Annotated in this window: 18 protein-coding genes and 3 pseudogenes; 19 read left to right on the plus strand and 2 right to left on the minus strand. The window is 39.4% G+C overall.

Annotated features, from left to right (window positions below; all coding sequences use genetic code 11):
• Both G5B11_RS08955 and G5B11_RS08960 read right to left on the minus strand, forming a co-directional pair.
• A pseudogene (locus G5B11_RS08955) lies at positions 1-481 on the minus strand (hypothetical protein); the annotation flags it as partial.
• Positions 474-1,700 carry a site-specific integrase gene (locus G5B11_RS08960; RefSeq protein WP_173727756.1) on the minus strand — a complete coding sequence of 409 codons (1,227 nt, stop codon included), beginning with the start codon at positions 1,698-1,700 and terminating at the stop codon, positions 474-476. The gene G5B11_RS08960 and the pseudogene G5B11_RS08955, both read right to left, overlap by 8 nt.
• 138 nt (positions 1,701-1,838) lie before the next feature.
• Between G5B11_RS08960 and G5B11_RS08965 the strand changes: the two genes are divergently transcribed.
• From G5B11_RS08965 to G5B11_RS09055, 19 genes and pseudogenes are all read left to right on the plus strand, one after another.
• Complete coding sequence (locus tag G5B11_RS08965; RefSeq protein ID WP_274603248.1) at positions 1,839-2,228, plus strand: ParA family protein; 390 nt, start codon at positions 1,839-1,841, stop codon at positions 2,226-2,228.
• Entirely contained in the window at positions 2,221-3,108 is an 888-nt protein-coding gene (locus G5B11_RS08970) for a ParB/RepB/Spo0J family partition protein (RefSeq protein WP_118608520.1), read from the plus strand. Before G5B11_RS08965 ends, G5B11_RS08970 begins: the two co-directional genes overlap by 8 nt.
• Positions 3,109-3,130: 22 nt before the next feature.
• Positions 3,131-4,198, plus strand: coding sequence for a DUF6017 domain-containing protein (locus G5B11_RS08975; protein ID WP_118608521.1), 1,068 nt, complete (start codon positions 3,131-3,133; stop codon positions 4,196-4,198).
• Positions 4,195-4,581 (plus strand): DUF6050 family protein, encoded by a 387-nt coding sequence (locus G5B11_RS08980; RefSeq protein ID WP_005426609.1) that lies wholly within the window; start codon positions 4,195-4,197, stop codon positions 4,579-4,581. The genes G5B11_RS08975 and G5B11_RS08980 overlap by 4 nt, the downstream gene beginning before the upstream one ends.
• Positions 4,547-4,834, plus strand: a complete 288-nt coding sequence (locus G5B11_RS08985; RefSeq protein ID WP_015541255.1) for a DUF6809 family protein — start codon at positions 4,547-4,549, stop codon at positions 4,832-4,834. The genes G5B11_RS08980 and G5B11_RS08985 overlap by 35 nt, the downstream gene beginning before the upstream one ends.
• A gap of 59 nt (positions 4,835-4,893) precedes the next feature.
• Positions 4,894-5,088 (plus strand): hypothetical protein, encoded by a 195-nt coding sequence (locus G5B11_RS08990; protein ID WP_005426607.1) that lies wholly within the window; start codon positions 4,894-4,896, stop codon positions 5,086-5,088.
• Entirely contained in the window at positions 5,066-5,371 is a 306-nt protein-coding gene (locus tag G5B11_RS08995) for a helix-turn-helix domain-containing protein (protein WP_227094345.1), read from the plus strand. Before G5B11_RS08990 ends, G5B11_RS08995 begins: the two co-directional genes overlap by 23 nt.
• On the plus strand, positions 5,368-6,174 hold the full coding sequence (locus G5B11_RS09000; protein WP_005426603.1) for a hypothetical protein: 807 nt from the start codon (positions 5,368-5,370) through the stop codon (positions 6,172-6,174). Before G5B11_RS08995 ends, G5B11_RS09000 begins: the two co-directional genes overlap by 4 nt.
• A gap of 124 nt (positions 6,175-6,298) precedes the next feature.
• The gene (locus tag G5B11_RS09005) at positions 6,299-6,781 is read left to right on the plus strand and encodes a PcfB family protein (RefSeq protein ID WP_059085509.1); all 483 of its coding nucleotides are present in this window, start codon (positions 6,299-6,301) and stop codon (positions 6,779-6,781) included.
• Positions 6,782-6,996: 215 nt separating this feature from the next.
• Positions 6,997-8,385 (plus strand): annotated as a pseudogene (locus tag G5B11_RS09010) (VirD4-like conjugal transfer protein, CD1115 family); the annotation flags it as partial.
• Between the two features lie 583 nt (positions 8,386-8,968).
• On the plus strand, positions 8,969-10,789 hold the full coding sequence (locus G5B11_RS09015) for a reverse transcriptase/maturase family protein (RefSeq protein WP_173727758.1): 1,821 nt from the start codon (positions 8,969-8,971) through the stop codon (positions 10,787-10,789).
• Positions 10,790-10,896: 107 nt separating this feature from the next.
• Positions 10,897-11,271: pseudogene (locus G5B11_RS09020) on the plus strand (TraM recognition domain-containing protein); the annotation flags it as partial.
• A gap of 241 nt (positions 11,272-11,512) precedes the next feature.
• Complete coding sequence (locus G5B11_RS09025; protein ID WP_015524585.1) at positions 11,513-11,728, plus strand: Maff2 family mobile element protein; 216 nt, start codon at positions 11,513-11,515, stop codon at positions 11,726-11,728.
• A gap of 4 nt (positions 11,729-11,732) precedes the next feature.
• Positions 11,733-12,605: a VirB6/TrbL-like conjugal transfer protein, CD1112 family gene (locus G5B11_RS09030; RefSeq protein ID WP_005426566.1), complete on the plus strand. Its 873-nt coding sequence runs from the start codon at positions 11,733-11,735 to the stop codon at positions 12,603-12,605.
• 14 nt (positions 12,606-12,619) lie between these two features.
• Positions 12,620-13,048 (plus strand): PrgI family protein, encoded by a 429-nt coding sequence (locus G5B11_RS09035; protein ID WP_173727760.1) that lies wholly within the window; start codon positions 12,620-12,622, stop codon positions 13,046-13,048.
• A gap of 55 nt (positions 13,049-13,103) precedes the next feature.
• On the plus strand, positions 13,104-15,485 hold the full coding sequence (locus G5B11_RS09040; protein ID WP_191868086.1) for a VirB4-like conjugal transfer ATPase, CD1110 family: 2,382 nt from the start codon (positions 13,104-13,106) through the stop codon (positions 15,483-15,485).
• A 27-nt stretch (positions 15,486-15,512) separates the two neighbouring features.
• Positions 15,513-18,353 carry a CD1108 family mobile element protein gene (locus G5B11_RS09045; RefSeq protein WP_244092955.1) on the plus strand — a complete coding sequence of 947 codons (2,841 nt, stop codon included), beginning with the start codon at positions 15,513-15,515 and terminating at the stop codon, positions 18,351-18,353.
• A 12-nt stretch (positions 18,354-18,365) separates the two neighbouring features.
• The gene (locus G5B11_RS09050) at positions 18,366-18,614 is read left to right on the plus strand and encodes a DUF4315 family protein (RefSeq protein ID WP_055066060.1); all 249 of its coding nucleotides are present in this window, start codon (positions 18,366-18,368) and stop codon (positions 18,612-18,614) included.
• Positions 18,598-20,094 carry a CD1107 family mobile element protein gene (locus G5B11_RS09055; RefSeq protein WP_173727762.1) on the plus strand — a complete coding sequence of 499 codons (1,497 nt, stop codon included), beginning with the start codon at positions 18,598-18,600 and terminating at the stop codon, positions 20,092-20,094. The genes G5B11_RS09050 and G5B11_RS09055 overlap by 17 nt, the downstream gene beginning before the upstream one ends.
• The last annotated feature ends 30 nt before the right edge of the window (positions 20,095-20,124 follow it).

The raw sequence follows: 20,124 nt of genomic DNA on the forward strand, positions 1-20,124 counted from the left end.
CTTCCGATATCCTTAAACCACAGCAATAGAGCAACCTGATAAGAAAAGGGTATACATGGTTCATATTAGGCGAGCGATAGGCATACTGAAGGCCGTCTGCCGCCTTTAACAGACTACAAATCTGTTCCCTTGTGAAAATATATGGAACAAATGAACATCTTTCGTGCTGATGCTCCGGGAGAACATATGCAGGTACACCCACACTGTTTAAATATACTGCAAGTTGCCTTATCAGAGCTTCCCTCCTCATTTGGGTCATGGGCTGTTCATTCTCTCTTTTAGCAGCAAATCCAAGGACCTGTTCTTTTGTCAAATTTATGGTGTTGTCTGTCGTATGTTCGTTCAGATACCGATTCAATTCCCTGATTGCCCGCACAATTCTTTCTCCATATTTATATCCAAGGCTTCGCCGGTACTCTATAAATGCAATACACGTATCCCCGTATAAGCCATCAAACCCAGTCATTTCTTTTTCACTCATATCTTGGTACCTCCAATGCGACTTTTCTTAATCCTTCTAAATCGATTTTGATATAAATCCCTGTCGTGTCCGTATACCTATGTCCCAACACATTTGATATCACAGGAATCGGAATTTCGCTTCTAAGCATGTTGCTGGCTAAAGAAGAACGCATAGAGTGAAGTCCGTGCTTCTGCTCCTCTTTAAAAGTGATTCCCGTGAGTTTAAAATATTTTTGCAACAGTTCATAGAAATTTCTGTGATCGAATGGTTTCACAGGTGCCCGGTTACTAATCAGCACTTCCCTATAGTTGCATGCAGGACGTGCATTTTTTATATAATCTGCAAGAGCCATAAGCAGTTCATCACTAATCGACAGAGAAACATATTCGCCGGTTTTAGACTGCACAAAACCAAGAGTTTTTCTTTTCCAGTCTATGTCATCCAAGGTAAGACTGCATATATCGATACATCTCATCCCAAGTGTTGTAGCTAAAAGAAGTATCAGATAATCTCTTTTTCCATACACTGTTTCGGTGTCAACACTTTGAAGAAGCTTGGTTATACATTCCGGTGTGAAATACGAAGGATACGAGTTCTTTGTATGGATCGAAATGACCGGAAACATTTGCGCCAAATCTTTACTGCATATCTCTTCTCGACTCATATAACCAAGCAGACTCCGCAGTAAATACTGAAAAGCCTCCTTTGTGGTAACTGAGTAGTAGGATTTGCTCGATAAAAAGCCATATACATGTTCGGGACGTATATCCTTGGTGTTTTTTATCCCAATACTTTCGAAATACTTAAATACTTTTCTGGCAGAAAACTCCTTACCCTTTAGGGTGGTATCCTTGAGCCCTTTTTCCGATTCGTAGGCAATGTAATCAGATAATACATCCTCGAAATAATCAAGACTCATATCTTTTGGCTCTCTCTTTTTCTGGCGTATTTCTCCATACTGCTGAAATTCGTACAACATCCATATGTGACGTTGAAGGTAATTCTGAGCCAATGTAAGTTTTTTAAAATCAGCCCATTCATGTTTGTGATGCTCTCGCAAAAACTGTTTACCAAGATCAAGCGAAAAATGATCTACCCCCTTTCTTTTACAGTACTTGATAAAGACTTTGTAATAAGCCCGGTATCTTTCCCGGGTGCTTTCTTTGTAGCCAGTGACTTCAAGATGACCTATAAGCCCATCAACTAATTCCTCAACTGTTAGCTTGCGTTGCTCCATATAGGAACCTCCTTCCTGTGATTTGTAAGGGGTATTCTATATGGAAAATTATGCTGAGTAAATAGAAACACCTTTACAGGCTATTACTACTGTTGCGGATAGTTACCCAGCATAATAATTTACTCCGCATTAGACTGTATGCCCTCATTGGGAATGTTGACAATCAATGCCCTTACTGCAGCTGACAGTGTATTGATTCCGGTACAGCCACAATATTATGCGGCAGATGGACTTATGGAATTGCTGAAAGTTGTGAAAGGAATTCATCAGAGATTCAATCCAGCTTTACAGATTGAGGGAATTTTGTTTACTATGGACAGTTGTCATTATAACAACTCAAAGAGAAACAAGCAGGCAGTGCGAGATGCTTATGGAGCAGAGATTAAAATTTTCAATCAAACGATTCCAAGAACAGAAGCTCTTGCCGAAACTGCATCAGAAGGTGTCAGTATTTTTTCTTACGATGCAAAAGGAAAAGGTGCGTACAGTTATCAGGCACTTGTCCAGGAGGTGCTGAATCATGCGTAAACCTAAGAAAGAAATTCAGCTTACTTCTTATGATGAATTGCTTGGAATCAATGAAGCAGAACAAAATAGCTTCAATCAGGTTTTTGAAGTGCCGCTAAACGAGTTATATCCGTTTAAAAATCATCCATTTCATGTAAATGATGATGAAAAAATGGCTGAAACAGTAGAAAGTATCAAGAATTATGGCATCTTAAATCCTGCATTGGTACGTCCTCGCGCAGAGGGAGGATATGAACTGATTGCTGGTCACAGGAGAAAACGTGGTTGCGAACTGGCTGGAAAAAGTAAAATGCCAGTACTCATACGAAACTATACCGATGATGAAGCCGTAATCGTTATGGTGGATTCTAATATACAGAGAGAAAATTTGCTTCCAAGCGAAAAGGCATATGCTTATAAGATGAAGATGGATGCAGTAAAACATCAAGGCATAAAAGACGAAAACGCAGTTTCTGTTGACAGTGCAGATCTGGTTGGACAGGCTGCAGGTGACAGTGGAAGAACCGTTCAGCGTTACATACGCTTGACCTGTCTTATTCCGGAATTGCTGAAATTGTTGGATGAAGGAAAGATTAATTTTACAGTAGGTGTTTCATTAACCTATTTATCAGAAACGGAGCAGATTTGGGTGAAAGACTGCATAGTGTCTGGGGCAAGCTCTGTTACAGGTTCAATGGCAACAAAACTGAAGCAATACAGCGGTGAAGGTAAACTGACAGAATTAGCGGTACAGCTTATTCTGAATGAAAAGAAAACAGAGACAGGAAAAGTTACTTTAACTGAAAAGAAAATACGAAAGTATTTCCCAAAGGAATATAACAGAGAACAGATTGAACAGGTTATCTATGAACTGCTTGATAACTGGAAGAAAAGCCAATAACGAGGGAAGGAGGGAAAGCAAAATGGCAAAATCCGAAAGCACAAAAATAGAGTTTGGTTATTTTCACGATTATGAATCGGAACAGTTTGCTTTTTACCGTATTCCCAAAGTATTATTCACAGATGAATATTTCCGTAATCTGTCCAGCGATGCAAAGGTTCTTTATGGGCTGATGCTGGACAGAATGGCTTTGTCTATCAGAAATAATTGGGTGGACAATGAGGGGAAAGTTTATATCATATTTACATTGGAACAAGTGATGGAATATATGAACTGCGGAAAAGACAAAGGTGTGAAAATTCTTGCAGAATTAGATACTGATAAAGGAATTGGTTTGATTGAAAGAGTAAAGAGAGGATTGGGAAAACCAACAATTATTTATGTAAAGAGCTTTGTATATAGAAAAGAAAAAGTATTAGATTCGGCAGAGAATGATAACAGAAGTCAAGAAGTCGGAAAAGCCGAAGTCAAGAGTTCGGAAAAACCGAAGTCTGGAGTTCTGGAAAGTCGAAGTCAAGAGTTCGGAAAAACCGAAGTCTGGAAGTCGGAAAAATCGAAGTCAAGAGTTCGGAAAAACCGAAGTACAGAAGTCGGAAAAACCGACCCTAATAATACTAATTATAATTATACTGATATTAGTAATACTGACAGAAGTAATACTGATCTTATCAATCTTTCAGATTCTTCCGAACAGCAGTCAATGGATTTGATGGAAGAGATGGGGTTATTCCAGATGAATACTGCACTTGTAAAAAGAAATATTGAATATGACTGTCTTGTACAACGATGCAGACTAGGGGAACAGCAACAGTTGGATGAAATTGTGGCACTAATTGTGGAAACAATCAGCATAGAACGGGAGAATATTACGATCAGTGGAGTGAAATACCCATATCAGTTCGTAAAAAGCAGATTATTGTTGCTGGAAGAAAGCCACATAGAGTATGTACTTGACTGTCTGCATGAGAATACCAGGGAAGTAAAGAACATAAAAGCGTATTTGCTTACCTGTCTTATGAATTCAATAACGACAATAGGCAATTATTACCAGGCAAAAGTAAATCATGATATGTACGGAGGTGGCATATGAGAGGAAAAGAAATTATAACAAAATTGATAATTCCTGGTGCAATAGCTATGATTATCTGCTTAATTGTTCACCCTATGTGCATGAATGGTGAAATATTAGACTGGAGAAAATTATTGCTTTTTGTGGGAATACCTTTCGGAATCCAGAAAATGTTTTTGTTGGTCGTTCCAAGAAATGTGGGGACAGGGGAAATGCTTGGTTTGGTGGTACTTAAACTGATGGTAGGAAGTTTGATTGGAATAGGGGTTCTTGCCTGGAGATTATTAGCTGTAGCAGGCATTTTGCTAAAAAACGGCATTTCTGGAATTATATGGATCATAAAAAGACTGAAAGAAATGGTGATCAAAAATGAGCGAAAAGCAACTGGAAAAATTGTATTATAGCATTTATCCAATGAATCAATGTGAGACACAAAGTAAAAGTTATGAAGAGACAAAGGAACTGTGTGAAACATTAGAAAAGGAAATGATAAGTCTAATGAGTCCGGATCTGCAGGCAATGTTTGAGGATTACAAGGAATATACTTTAAATCTTAAACAAACAGAACAGAGAGACGCTTACATAGATGGATTAGCGTTTGGGATTCGCACAATTTCGGAAGCCTTTTTACATGAGAACAAAAATAGAATATGGTGATTGAAAAAGCAGTCTGTCAAGGCTGCTTTTTCTGTACCGCTTACATAGGAGGATGAGATGTGATTGATTTGATAATTATTATTATGGCAGGAATAGTGCTTTTGTTTTTGCTGTCTTGTTGCTTTATGGTTGCAAGGCTATTGGATGAGGAAATATCTATGTATGGATATGAAGGAAAAGAAAACTGGGAAAGGGAACAACTTCCCGACAAATTGTCGAGAAGTTCAACAGATGAAAGACATGGAGATAAATGAAAAGATTCGTTATTTTCGGAAACAGAGAGGGCTATCGCAGGAGCTGCTTGCAGAACGAACAGGAATTAATGTGAATACAATTCGGAAGTATGAAATAGGCATACGAAAGCCGAAAGTAGAACAATTAAAGAAAATTGCGGATGGACTTGAAATTAGTGTAATAGAATTTTTGGATATTGAAATAGAAAATGAAGCGGACTTGATTGCTATGCTGAAAAAAATCAGTCCGTTTTTTAAATGGGACGGATTGCTTCATGTATTGGTGGGGGAAAAGTTTTTATGATTGGTGTTGGAAGTGCATTGGTATCACTGTTGCTGATCTTTGTTTGTTATTCACTGACACTGACAGCGAAAAGAGCAGATGAAAATTTATTGATGATTTGTGAAAAGAATCAGAAAAATGAAGAAGAGAGAGGAAACCGAGAAATGGAATCACAGAGAGACATTTTAAGAGTAATTGAAAAAGAAATCAAAAAAGGAAGTGCGCCAGTTGCATTTGCAGGTTTGGGGTTTTCCGAGGAATGTTATCATTTGGTAGATAGTCAGGCTAAGATGAACCAACTTTTAGATTATTTTTTTCGCAATGAAGAATACGCAGCTTTGGCAGAGCGGCAGGTGAAAAGTAATATCTATGCAGAAATGGGCAAAAGGCTGAATTTCCGTAGTGCCAGATCTGATCGAGACAGAAAGAATATGGAGGTAGCGGCAAAACGATGGATTAAGAAAAAGCATCCAACATTTGATGGTGATGTATATGTCGAAAATATCCGGTGTTTTCTGGACATTTCCCAAGAAGAGTTAGAAAAACGTAAATGTACAGTCAATGAACAGGATACGACAGCACTTATTTTCAGCCAGAAACATCTTGAAGCATTATACTTGCAATGTCTTATGCACAGACGAAATGCGATGCAAGAGATTCCGGAATTAAAAGGTTTGTCAGAAACGTGCAACAGGATTTATAAATTGCAGGATGTAGATGTATTATTCCAATGCCTGCTGATGGATCAGATGGATTGGGAAGAAGAAAAGTTATATGTGCAGTTCAGCACAATTTATTTATTGAAGCAGACAGTGAAAAATTAAAACCCATGACTTCTCGATAATTTGTCGGGAAGTGGAAAGGAGTCAAATTCCAATGAAAATATATCTCCCCCATCTGTTAGTACCACCGTAATTTGCTGATCAGAGTCGAAAGGAGGCGTGCAAATTGCAGGAAGAAGTTACTCAGAAAACAATCGCATTGTCGGTTAAAACTGCAAGAGTGACTGCCGACGTGTTAAAAAATATGCTGCGGAAGTATCTGTCAGGACAGAAGCAAAAGGGAAAGAATTCTTATAAGGTTGGAAAACAGTCATACAAAGAATTGAAAAGCCAGGGTTCTGGTTTATCTAATATTGAGATCACAGATGGAAATATCAAGTCTTTTGAACGTGTGGCGAAAAAATACCGTTTAGATTTTGCCTTGAAAAAAGACAGTTCGACCAAGCCACCGACCTACTATGTGTTCTTTAAAGGACAGGATACAGAAATGATGAATCTGGCATTTAAGAAATATTTGGGTGTACAGATGAACAAAAAGGATAAACCATCTATTATGAAAAAACTTATGCACTTTAAGGATGCTGTGTCTAAAGGAAAGAACAGAGAACGAGCAAGAGAACAGCAGAAAGACAGAGGGCAGAGTTTATGACGGAGAAAAAACAGCAGCATAAGAAGAAAAGAGGAAAAGTTCAGCATATCAGAGGTTCTCCGAAAAAGAGAAAAATATTTGGAAAAGCTGTTTTTTCTTCAGAGAGTATCCCAGGAAAAATGCTTGCGGATGTGAAAAATCTGATTACGGACAAGGCAAGTGAATTGAAGAGGGCAGATCAGAAAAAGCTGTTTTTAGCTAATTTCCCCTATCTGATGTTTGCTTATTTTTTCAATAAGATTGCCTGGCTGTATAGGGTAAACACCGGAGCAACTTCTTGGGATAAATTGATGAATACCATTACTTATTTTGAACTGGCGTTTCAGAATCTCTGGCCAAGTTTGAATCATATAGATTTGTTGTGTGGAATCGCAGGAGGCGTGGCTGTAAAGTTTATTATTATTTACCGCACGAAAAATGCCAGGAAATATCGGCTGGGTGTGGAGTATGGTTCTGCCAGATGGGGAACAGAAAAAGATATACGACCATATGCTGATCCTGAATTTGAAAATAATATTATTCTCACAGAAACAGAGAGTCTTACTATGTCAAGCAGACCAAAGAATCCGAAATACGCCAGGAATAAAAACATTCTGGTAATTGGCGGTTCCGGTTCTGGAAAAACCAGATTTTTTGTAAAGCCTAACATTATGCAGATGCACAGCTCTTATGTGATTACTGATCCGAAGGGAACTGTGCTTCTGGAAGTTGGCAGTATGCTGGCAAAAGGCAGTCCGATGACGGATGAGAATGGAAAAATCGTGCGGGACAAAGAGGGAAAAGTTATATATGAACCGTATAAAATCAAAGTTTTGAATACAATTAACTTCAAAAAATCCATGCACTATAATCCATTTGTATATATCCGCAGTGAAAAAGATATTCTAAAACTGGTAACAACCATTATTGCTAATACCAAAGGTGAAGGGCAGCAATCAGGTGAGGATTTTTGGGTAAAGGCGGAAAAACTCTATTATTGTGCCTTGATTGGTTATATCTGGTATGAAGGCAGGGAAGAAGAAAAGAATTTTAATACTCTGTTGGAAATGATCAATGTGTCAGAAGCCAGGGAAGATGATGAGAATTTCAAGAATCCAGTAGATCTGATGTTTGATGAACTGGAGCAGAAAGACCCGAACCATTTTGCAGTAAGGCAGTACAAAAAATACAAGCTGGCTGCCGGTAAGACAGCAAAATCTATTCTGATCAGTTGTGGTGCAAGACTCGCACCCTTTGATATTGCGGAACTGCGGGAGCTTATGAGTTATGACGAGCTGGAATTGGATCTGGTTGGTGACAGGAAAACTGCATTGTTTGTTATTATTTCAGATACCGATGATACCTTTAATTTTATTGTTTCTATTATGTACACACAGCTTTTTAATCTGCTCTGTGACAGAGCTGATGATGTATATGGAGGCAGACTTCCAATTCATGTGAGGTGTCTCCTGGACGAGTTTGCGAACATCGGACAAATTCCTAAATTTGAAAAATTGATTGCTACGATTAGAAGCCGGGAAATCTCAGCTTCTATTATTTTGCAGTCAAAGTCTCAGCTTAAGGCAATTTATAAGGATAATGCCGATACCATCGAAGGGAACTGTGTGCGCCCGGAAGTCGCCAGCGCAATATAAATTGGCGACGTGGTACTTACAGGATACCGCCTTTAGCAAGCGGTAGGTAAAAGTATCAGGTGATGAAAAATCACAACCTATTATTCTACAACTTATCCGAGAGGGGAAACCCGAAGGGGAGTGTAGCATGTTGTTGTTCCAGGTGGAACGTAAATAGGAAAGGCGCTAATCCTATGCGTCAGAATATTTAAGAATAAAAAATCAGTGTATGAGGTACAAAGCTAAACTGCCTAAACGATAGCCAGAGTGGGGGAACCCGTGCCCCGCATACGAAAAGGATTGAAACGTATGCTTTTCATGTTGGTTTCATTTCGCAGTTATGAAAGCAAGCGATACTCATGAAAGAGCAACCGCAAGACAGCGGATAAATGGCGAAAGTCGGTGCCGACAACACTGAATGCTAATCCTGTATTTACTAACTGGGGATGACCTAAACCTGGTAACAGGCATGGTCACACAGCTCCCATAGTAGTCCGAGACGTTAATGACGTTCACATGGCGAAGGGGAGCAGCTTATCAGAAAATACTAAAATGAAGGAAGGTGCGAGAGGCATTGAGAAATCCAACTGAGGTATTGAAAAATTTGATGGAAAAGTCAAAGAATGAAACTTACAGATTTCAGAGATTATACAGAAATCTGTACAATCCGGAGTTTTATTGGCTTGCGTATAAAAATATCTACGCAAATGATGGCAGTATGACTGCCGGAGCTGATGGAACAACGATTGATGGCATGGGTAACGAGAGAATTGAGAGGATTATTTTATCCTTAAAAAACCGAAGTTACCAACCTAAGCCTGCAAGAAGAGAATATATTGCAAAGAAAAACAGCAGTAAAAAACGTCCTCTGGGTATTCAGTCAGGGGATGATAAACTCGTGCAGGAAGTCGTTAAGATGATTTTGGAGAGTATTTATGAGCCTGTGTTCAGTAATAAATCACATGGGTTCAGACCAAACAGAAGCTGTCAGACAGCACTGAAACAGATACAGAACACCTTTACTGGTGCGAACTGGTTTGTGGAAGGAGATATACACGCTTGTTTTGACAGTTTCGACCACCATGTAGTTATCGACCTCTTGAAAAAGAGGATTGATGACGAAGCGTTTATCCAGCTTATATGGAAATTCCTAAAAGCAGGATATATGGAACAATGGACATTCAACAGAACCTATAGCGGAGTGCCGCAGGGGTCGGGAGTCAGTCCAGTGCTGGCAAATATTTACCTTCATGAATTGGACAAATTTATGGAAAATTATGCAGAAAACTTCAATACAGAAGCCAAGAAGAAACATTTTTCTACTGCATATAAGTCCAGTGTCGGTAAGGCATACAGATATAGGAAAAAGGGCAGAGAGATATGGGATAGTCTGTCTGACGAAGAAAAGAAAATCAGATGCAAAAATCTTAAGGAACTGGAAATGATTGAAAAATCTACAACACCGTACGTCTATAACGACAGTAATTATAAAAGGGTGCAGTATACGAGATATGCGGATGATTTTATCATCGGGGTTATTGGTAGCAAAGCAGACGCAGAAGCTATCAAGAAAGACGTGAAAATATTCCTGCAAAAAGCATTGAAATTAGAAATGTCAGACACTAAGACAAAGGTTACGCACACTGGAGACAGAGCAAGATTTCTAGGTTACGACATTACGGTATCAAGAGTGCAGACGCTACAGAAGGCTTCTAACGGAAGGGTTCAGAGATGTCAGACAGGAGTTGTTAAACTGTACGTTCCACGCGAAAAATGGGTAGGTAAGTTAATTGAATACAAAGCAATGAAAATCAAAATCAACGAAAACGGAAAAGAGAGATTTGTAGCCCTTCATAGGGGAAAACTGGTAAACCAGAGCGATATTGAAATTCTCGCAAGATACAATGCAGAAGTCCGTGGACTATATAATTATTACTCCATAGCGAATGACTCCTTTAAAATAGGGAGATTTGCCAATGTAATGAAATACAGCATGTATAAAACATTTGCGTGCAAGTATAAGACGAACGTTCATGAGATTAAGCGGAGATATTGCAGAAACGAATTATTTACAGTTGCGTATGAAACAAGGCAGGGAATGAAAACAACAACATTCTACAGGGATGGTTATAAACGGAAGGAATGTGCTACAAAGTTTGATAATGTAAGCGAGCTTCCGCAGTTTTCAAAATATGCCAAGACTAACACTCTCAAACAGAGAGTGGAACGTCATACTTGTGAATTATGCCAAAAAGACTGTAGAAATCTGGTAATACACCAAGTTAAGAAACTCAAAGATTTAAAGGGAAATACAGAGTGGGTACTTCTCATGCGAAAAAGGAGACGGAAAACACTCGTGGTATGCCCCGAATGCCATAATTTAATTCATTCGTAACACCGCAAATGATAAGCGGAAAGCCGTATACATCGAGAGGTGTACGTGCGGTTTGGGAGGGAGTGGATGCAAGCCCTTTTCGAAGGATGAGCTGAAGCTTACCTCATGATACGACCTTATTCCTGGGGGGAAAGGAAAAAACGACATTAAAGGAAATAGCGGAGATCCTGGGAAAAGAAACCATAGATCTTTATAACACATCGGATACGAGAGGCAGTCAGCGGTCTTATGGAATGAACTACCAGAAAATAGGAAAGGAGTTGATGAGCCAGGATGAAATAGCAGTCATGGACGGAGGAAAATGTATTCTGCAGGTGAGAGGTGTCAGACCATTTTTCTCAAATAAATACGATATTTGCAAACATAAAAACTACAAATATCTGTCCGATTATGACAAAAAGAATATCTTTGATATTGAAAAATATCTGAGTACTAATCTGATACTGAAACCAGAGGATGAAGTGGAACTGTATCAGATGTAACTTCTCGACAAATTGTCGGGAAGTGGATCATGGGAGGAAATCATGAATAATTTGGAAAAAAGGAACAGTCGGTATCCATCGACGAAAATGAATATACCGACTGTACGTGTGAAGAATTTTCCAAGTAGAAAATCCTATGCTTAGTGTAGCACAAAAGGCAGGGTTTATATAGTGTTTTCTTCCCTTTCTGGAAAAAATCTAAGAAAGGACTGGAAAATGTAAGTTTTCCAAAGGTACACTTATGGCATTTTTTACAACGGCAATTACGACCTTAAAAACATTGGTTTGTGCGATCGGAGCCGGACTTGCAGCCTGGGGAGTGATCAATCTGCTGGAAGGATATGGAACGGACAATCCGGGTGCAAAGTCACAAGGAATAAAACAGTTGATGGCGGGCGGTGGCATCGTACTGATTGGAATAAACCTGATTCCACAGCTTGCAACTTTGTTTGGATAAATAAATGGGTGGAATAACCGAAAAAATAACAGAGTTCATAAAGGATCTGCTAACAGGCTGGATCACATCAAACCTGGATACCATGTTCACCGATGTAAATACCAAAGTAGAAACGATTGCTACAGAGGTTGGGAAAACACCCCAAAATTGGAACAGTGGCATTTTTTCCATGATAAAAAATCTGTCGGATAATGTCATTGTCCCCATTGCGGGGATGATTATTACATTTGTACTGTGTTATGAGCTGATTTCCATGATTATGGAAAAAAACAATATGCACGATACGGATACGTTTATGTTTTTCAAATACATTTTTAAGATGTGGGTAGCGGTATATCTGGTTACTCATACTTTTGATATTGCGATGGCAATTTTTGATGTAGCGAATCATGTGGTATCCAATGCTGGCGGTATGATAACCGGTTCCGCATCTATTGATGTTACAGAAGCATTGAAAACGCTTCTTGAAACGCAGATTGAAGATATGGGAATCGGAGAATTACTGGGGCTTGGTCTGGAAACGATGCTGGTCAGTTTATGTCTAAAAATCATATCAGTCCTGATTACCGTCATTTTATATGGACGAATGATAGAAATATATCTTTATGTCTCTGTGGCACCTATTCCGTTTTCAACATTTACGAACAGGGAATGGGGAAGTATTGGAAATAATTATGTGAAGGCATTATTAGCGTTGGGATTCCAGGGATTTTTTATGATGGTATGTGTTGCGATTTATGCAGTTCTGGTAAATGCTATTACAGTTGCGGATAATCTTCATACAGCTATCTGGTCAGTTGCAGCATATACAGTTATTTTATGTTTCAGCCTGTTTAAGACCAGTTCCCTGGCAAAATCAATCTTCAATGCACATTAGGAGGAAACAAGAATATGGCATATGTTCCAGTGCCGAAAGATTTTTCAAAAATAAAGACAAAATTAGCACTGAATTTAACTAAAAGACAAATTATATGTTTTTCTCTGGCAGGAATTTGTGGGGTTCCGGTCTATTTGCTGACAAAAGCAGGACTGGGAACAGATGTGGCAGCAACGCTTATGATCATAGTGATGCTGCCATTTTTCTTTTTTGCAATGTATGAAAAGGATGGATTTCCAGCAGAGAAAATACTGCTTCACATTATCCGGCAGAAATTTTTAAGACCTGGAATCAGGGTCTATCGTTCAAAAAACTTATATGACCGGATTATAGAGTACGATAAATTAGAGAAAGAGGGTGCATGGCTTGAGAAAAAGGCAAAAGAAGCCAGGGAAGCGAGAAATCCGTTCCATTTCTTTAAAAAAGCAGACCGAAAAAAATAAGAAACAGAAAACCGGACTTACGAAAGAGGAAAAAAAGCGTCTGAAAGAACTTCGGATGATAAAAGCGGAGAATCAGAAGAAGAGGAAGCCTTTTACAGCGCAGGATACGATTCCATATAAGGAAATATATAAGGATGGTATCTGCAGAACGGATGATAACTATTATTCAAAAATGGTGCAGTTCTACGATATAAATTACCAGTTAGCGCAGAATGATGATAAAGCGGCTATTTTTGAGAACTATTGTGAGTTCCTAAATTCATTTGACAGCTCTGTTGAGGTACAAATTACATTTCTTAATCAACAGGTGAATTTTGATGAGTATGCAAAAAATATTGATATTCCAGAGCAGGATGACTGTTTCAATGATATCCGGAAAGAATATTCGGATATGTTGAAAATGCAGCTTTCCAAAGGAAATAACGGGCTTGTAAAAACAAAATATATCACATTTTCCATTAAAGCGGATAATCTGCGAAATGCAAAATCCAGGCTGGAGAGAATTGAAGCCAGTGTGTTGAATAATTTTAAGGTGATGGGAGCCATGGCAGAGCCTTTAAATGGAGTAGAACGTCTGAAAATTCTGCATGATGTGATGAATATGGACACAAAAGAATCTTTCCATTTCCATTATGGGATGGTTGCAAAAACAGGTCTGCAGACAAAAGACTTTATTGCACCTACCGGATTTGATTTTCGCAATGACAGCTATTTTCGGATGGGACAGACTTTTGGATGCGTGTCATATTTACAGATTACATCACCAGAACTTACGGATAAACTGCTGGCAGATCTGCTGGATCTGGAAGAGAATCTTATCATCAATATGCACTTGCGTCCCATTGATCCCAAGGCAGCTATTAAAAGTCTGAAAAGTACGCTGTCAAATATTCAGAAAATGAAAATTGAAGAACAGAAGAAAGCGGTCAGAAGCGGATATGATATGGATATTATTCCAACGGACATTTCTACATACGGAGAGGATGTGGAGGGATTGCTCAATGAAATCCAGTCCAGAAATGAGAAACTTTTTGAACTTACTTTTTTGCTGATGAATACAGCGGACAATAAGAGAAAACTGGACAATATTGTGTATCAGACGGCAGGAATTGCCCAGAAATATAATTGTAATATACGGAGACTTCAATATCAGCAGGAACAGGGACTTGTGGCATCACTGCCACTGGGAATGAACCAGACTGGAATACAGAGAATTATGACTACGACTTCTACAGCAATCTTTGTTCCGTTTACCACACAGGAACTTTTCCAAGGCGGTGAAGCTCTTTACTATGGCTTAAATGCACTGTCAAACAATCTCATTATGGTGGATCGGAAACGATTGAAAACACCTAACGGCCTGATTTTGGGTACTCCTGGTTCCGGTAAGAGTTTTGCAACGAAAAGGGAAATTCTCAATGTTTTCCTGATTACAGACGATGACATTATTATCTGTGACCCGGAGGGAGAATATTTTCCGCTGGTAAATGCCTTAAATGGTGAAGTTATTAAAATCAGTGCAAAAAGTAATGATTACATCAATCCTATGGAAGTGAACCTGGATGTTATTTATCATCCGGAGAAATACAGGATTAATGGCGATGTGGAGGATATTGATACCATTATTGCTGATAAAGCAGAGTTTATCACATCTTTCTGCGAGGTCATTATGAAGAAACCTCAAAATGCAGAATTAAATGGTGATGAGGTTTCCATGATTGACCTGTGTGTAAAAGACATTTATAAAAAATATCTTTACAATGATCCAAAACCGGAAAATATGCCGACTTTGCAGGATTTCTATGAACGTCTGAACTTTTATGCACCAGATAAACCAGCAGCACAGAACATTGCCAACAGTCTGCAGTTGTATGTAACAGGATCGCAGAATGTATTTAACCATCGAAGTAATGTTGATACGCAGAACAGAGTGGTATGCTTTGATATCCGGGAACTTGGAACCACATTACGAAAAGCAGGGATGTTGATTGTCCAGCATATGGTTTGGACAAGAGTATCACAGAACCGCAGTCGCAGGAAATCAACCCGTTATTATGTGGATGAATTTCACCTTTTGCTGAACCAGCCACAGACTGCTAATTATTCTATTGAAATGTGGAAGAGATTTCGTAAGTGGGGTGGAATCATTACAGGAATCAGCCAGAATGTAACAGATTTTCTTGGCTCTCTAGCAGTAGAAAGTATTGTGGGAAACAGTGATTTTATCCTGATGTTAAATCAGCACAGTGGGGATCAGAAGATCCTTGCGGAGAAATTGAATATTTCCAAACATCAGATTTCTTTTGCAAATAACAGTAATGCAGGAGAAGGGCTGCTTTTTTACGGAAATGTAATCATACCTTTTGCAGACAGATATCCGCAGGATACCAGAACCTATGCTTTGATGAGTACTAAACCGGATGAGATTCAGACTTAACGGACAAAAAAGCAGAGGTGAGGTACATTGGGAAAACAAAAATATACGGCGAAAGAGAAGAAAGTCAGCCGTATGACCAGAAATGGTCTGGTTGAGGAAAATCTTGCAACAAAGGAGACCAGAAAAGTTACAAACAGCGATCAGGAGTTGTCTTATAAACAGAAGGATGTAGAACAGGCATTTATTACTTCTGAAAAGAAGAAAAACTCTCATAAAAAAGCTGAAAAGAAACAATTTTCCGAAAAAGTTCAGGAGGGAAATCCTGCGAAAAAAGAAGAGGCTGCAAACAGTCCTCCGGGAAAACAAAAAACACAGGGACGGTACAGATACCGGGACAAGCCTGCAGGTGTATCTGTGGATTCAGCGGTAGAAATACGTGAGCGCAAAGAAAAACACAGGAGCCAGTATCAGCGACAGAAAAAGAAACAGCAGAGACTGCAGTTTGGAAAACTGGAGACAGATGGAAGTCTGAAGAAAGAAAAGAAAACTTCGTCTGAAACAGATGGAGGACATTTTCAGGCAGAGAAGAATGATGTTTCTACAAATCGAAAAAAAAGAACGCAGAAATATAGCCGAAAAACAATAAAAACTTATCAGGAAGTGGATAAGGCTGCAAGAAAACAGGAAGCTGAAAGGCAGAACAAAATTCCGAAAGATTCTGTTTATATCAAGAAAACAAATGAGGAACAGAAAGCAAAGGTAAAGTATCATTTATATTTCGATAAAAAAACAGGGAAAACGGATGGTAAAAAGAAAACATTGTCTTCTGTTCCCCAAAAAGCATTAAAAAATGCAGTATATCAGAAAACAGGCGAGGAAGAGGAGGAAAACAGTGCTGTAGATGCAGCGCATAAGCTGGTGCGTTCGAGTGAGTGGATATTACAGGAACATAGCAGTCGAAATATCCGGAAGAATCGCAGTCAGATACATAAAGAAAACCGTTTAGAGCAAAAAGCCTGGAAGAGTGCAGCCAGGTATCAATATCAGAAATATCTGGAAGAACATCCAGAGATGCAGAAAAAGCTGATCAGAAAATTAATACAGAAGCAGAGGATTAAGCGAGAGTATCAGATGGCATACCGGGCTGGGAAGATTGCAAAAGAAACAAAAGACACCTCAATCCGGTCAGTAAATCTTGCTACTAAAATTGCAAGAAAGGCACAGGAAGTATTTGTAAGAAATGTAACTACTCTGATCTCATTGGGGTTGTTATTGATTTTGCTTCTTTCTGTAATGACAGGATTTGCTTCCTGTTCGGCTATGTTTTCTAATGGAATTTCTACGGTAATCGCTTCCAGTTACATTGCGGATCCGGACGAAATTGAAAAAGCAGAGTTGTATTATACGCAGTTGGAAGCCAGTCTTCAGCAGAAAATAAACCAGATGGAAGCCCGGTATCCAGGAAAAGATGAATACAGATATAACATTGGTGAAATCGGCCATGATCCCCATACATTGATCAGTTATCTGACTGCCAGGTATGGGGATTTTAAGTTTGAAGAGATAAAAGGAGAACTGGAAACAATTTTTTCTTTACAGTACGGAATCACCATAGAGGAAAAAAGTGAAACCCGGCAGGAAACATCTACGATACAGGTAGGGCAGTCATTGGGAAATGTGGTGACCAGTGGATATTGTAACTGTCCCATCTGTTGTGGCGTGTGGAGTGGAGGACCTACTGCTTCAGGGGCAATGCCACAGGCTAATCATACGCTTGCGGTTGATGCTGCAAATCCATTTCTTCCAATGGGGACGAAAGTAGTGATGAATGGGATTGAGTACACCGTAGAAGATACTGGAAACTTTGCCCAGTATGGTGTCCAGTTTGATGTTTATTATGATAATCACGCAGTAGCTGAGGCACATGGTCATCAGACCTGGGAATGTTTTCTGGCAGAGGGCAATCAGAACTCTGTGGAAGTTACCCGTACAGTAACTGCAGATGTACTGAATGTTTCTGTTCAGGCAAAACCGCTTAGAAGTGTTATTCTGTCCAGAATGGAAGAGGATGAGCAGGAAATTTATGAAGAGGTCTATTCCAACAGAGGAAATTTACAGACATATAAAACTCCGGTTGAGTTAAACTGGTATGCCTATATCAGTACCTATTATGGGTATTCTGTAAACAATGGAACCGGGCAGACACAACTTCACAGAGGTGTGACGATTAATGTACGACAGGGAACAGAAGTGAAGTCAGCGATGAATGGTTTTGTTGTAGATGTAGGATATAGCGGAACTTTTGGAAATTATGTAGTTACGCAGGATAAAAAAGGTGTGCAGATTAAATACGCTTATCTGCAGAGCATTTCGGTAGCAAATGGTCAGGAAGTAACAACAGATACTGTAATTGGTACAACGGGAAGTACAGGAAGTGCAACCGGAAGCCAGTTATATTTGGAACTGGTCAAAGATGGGGAATATTATAATCCTGTTTTTTATATCAGTACCGGAGATAGCGGGCTGTATGGTGGAGGCGGCAGTTATGATGATGAGACTGTGCGGAGATTATTTGCGGAAGCAGACAAATATCTTGGTATGCCGTATGTATGGGGCGGTTCCAGCCCGGAGACTTCTTTTGACTGTTCTGGTTTTGTAAGCTATGTGTTTACCAATTCGGGTGTCTGCAATATGGGAAGACTTACTGCACAGGGAATTTATGACATTTGTATGCCTGTATCACCAGAAGAAGCAAGGCCAGGAGATATTATCTTTTTCACTGGGACGTATGATGCGGGAGAGCCGGTTACCCACGTAGGAATTTATGCCGGAGATGGACAGATGATCCATTGTGGAAATCCAATTCAGTATACGTCCATTAATTCTGCATACTGGCAGTCTCATTTTTATGCTTTTGGCAGGCCATAAGGAGGGGCGTATTTGAACATTGAACGAATAAAAGAAGAACTTGCCAGAACCTACGCTAAGATTGAAAAGCTACAGAAAAAAGCAAGGGATCTGGAAGAACAGAAGAAACAGGCAGAGGATATGGAGTATCTGAAAATTATCCGAAGCAATGGAGTTTCCGCAGAGGAACTTCAGTTGATGATTGATATCAGCAAGGAGGAACAAAAAAAGATATTGGAAACCAGAGAAAAGGAGCAGACAGAAAATGAAGAAATTTCATAAAAGAGCAGCTGTATTTTTAACCGCAGCTACGTTAGCAGGACTTCCGGCAGGAGCTTTCTTTTATAGTTCACCCGGAAGTCTGACTGTATGGGCAGATAATGTAGAAGTGGAATCATCAGAAGAAAGTAGCCCGGAAGATGTTGATTTTTCAGATGGATCAGAAGCTGAAATTCTTGCAGATCCAGTGGAACAGGCACAGGAAGATGCAGGAAATGATGTGACGGAAACACCGGAAGTAGGGATTACCTTTACAGAACCCGAAGGCTGGCAGACAGATACGGCAACCGTAAAAATTCAAGTGGAAGATACAAAGAATACAGGTGCTTTTTCTATTGCAAAAGTAGAAGCAAGACTTTCAGAAAATGGAGGATGGTCAGACATAACCGGAAATATGGAAGTATCCATCTCTTCTAATTGTAGTGTTTATGTGAGAGTTACCGATCAGAATGGAAATACTTATGAGCAGAATCGTTACATAGAGTGTTTTGATAAAACCAAACCAACTATTATTGCGGCTGCGAAGAATGGGATACTGATCGTGCAGGGAGTTGATGCGGAATCGGGAATTGCTGCTTTGTATGTCAATGGAAATGAATTCACAGAACTGACGAATAATACATTAAATGTCCGTTTGCAAAAAGCGGATACTTCCTATGAATACTTTACCCTGCAGGCAAAAGACAAAGCAGGAAATATGTCAGAGATCTATAAAGTAGGAAACCCTTATTATGAAAATCCAGATGCAGTAAAAGAGAATACAGAGGTTTCCGGAACGGAGCAGAATGCAGCTTCTTTGCCAGCCGATGGAACTGCAAGTAAGCCCACCAGTGCTACGGCAACCGTAACGGAACATCAGACAACGAACGAGACTGCTACTGCACCAACAGAACCAGAAAACACAGGAAATGAAACGGATACAGAAGCAGATACCGGACGGGTGCAGGGAGAAAGTTCTGCTTCCGGCATGACAACAGGAACAGTTCAGGACAAAGGGGGAAAGGAATTTTATACGATCAAGACAAAAAGTGATAAGGTTTTTTATCTGATTGTAGATAAGGATAAAACGGATGAAAATGTTTATCTTCTTACAGAGGTAGGCGAAAATGATCTTTTGAACTTTACGGATACCAACATGGTCACACTTCCACAGAACCAGGCTATTGCAGAATCCGCACTGCCACTTGAAACAGAGAAGATCACAGAGATACCGGAACCAGAAGTTACGATCATACCGGAAGAAAAGGAAGAACCTGAGAAGAAAAGCAATAATTCCGGCACGATTTTATTAATGCTGCTGGTTCTGGCAGGAGTTTGTGGTGCTTACTATTATTGGAAATTTATGAAAGGAAGAAATACTTCTTTTGATTATGAAGAGGACGAGGACGACGATGAGGAGGAAGATACAATTCGTGAGGATGATGAAGAATTAGAAGAATATGAAATGGAAGGTGAAGTAGAAGACGAAGAATCAGAGGAATAACTTTGTTTCACTTAATTACAGCGACAGGTG

The sequence above is a fragment of the Blautia glucerasea genome (assembly GCF_013304385.1).
GTDB lineage: Bacteria > Bacillota > Clostridia > Lachnospirales > Lachnospiraceae > Blautia_A > Blautia_A ammoniilytica.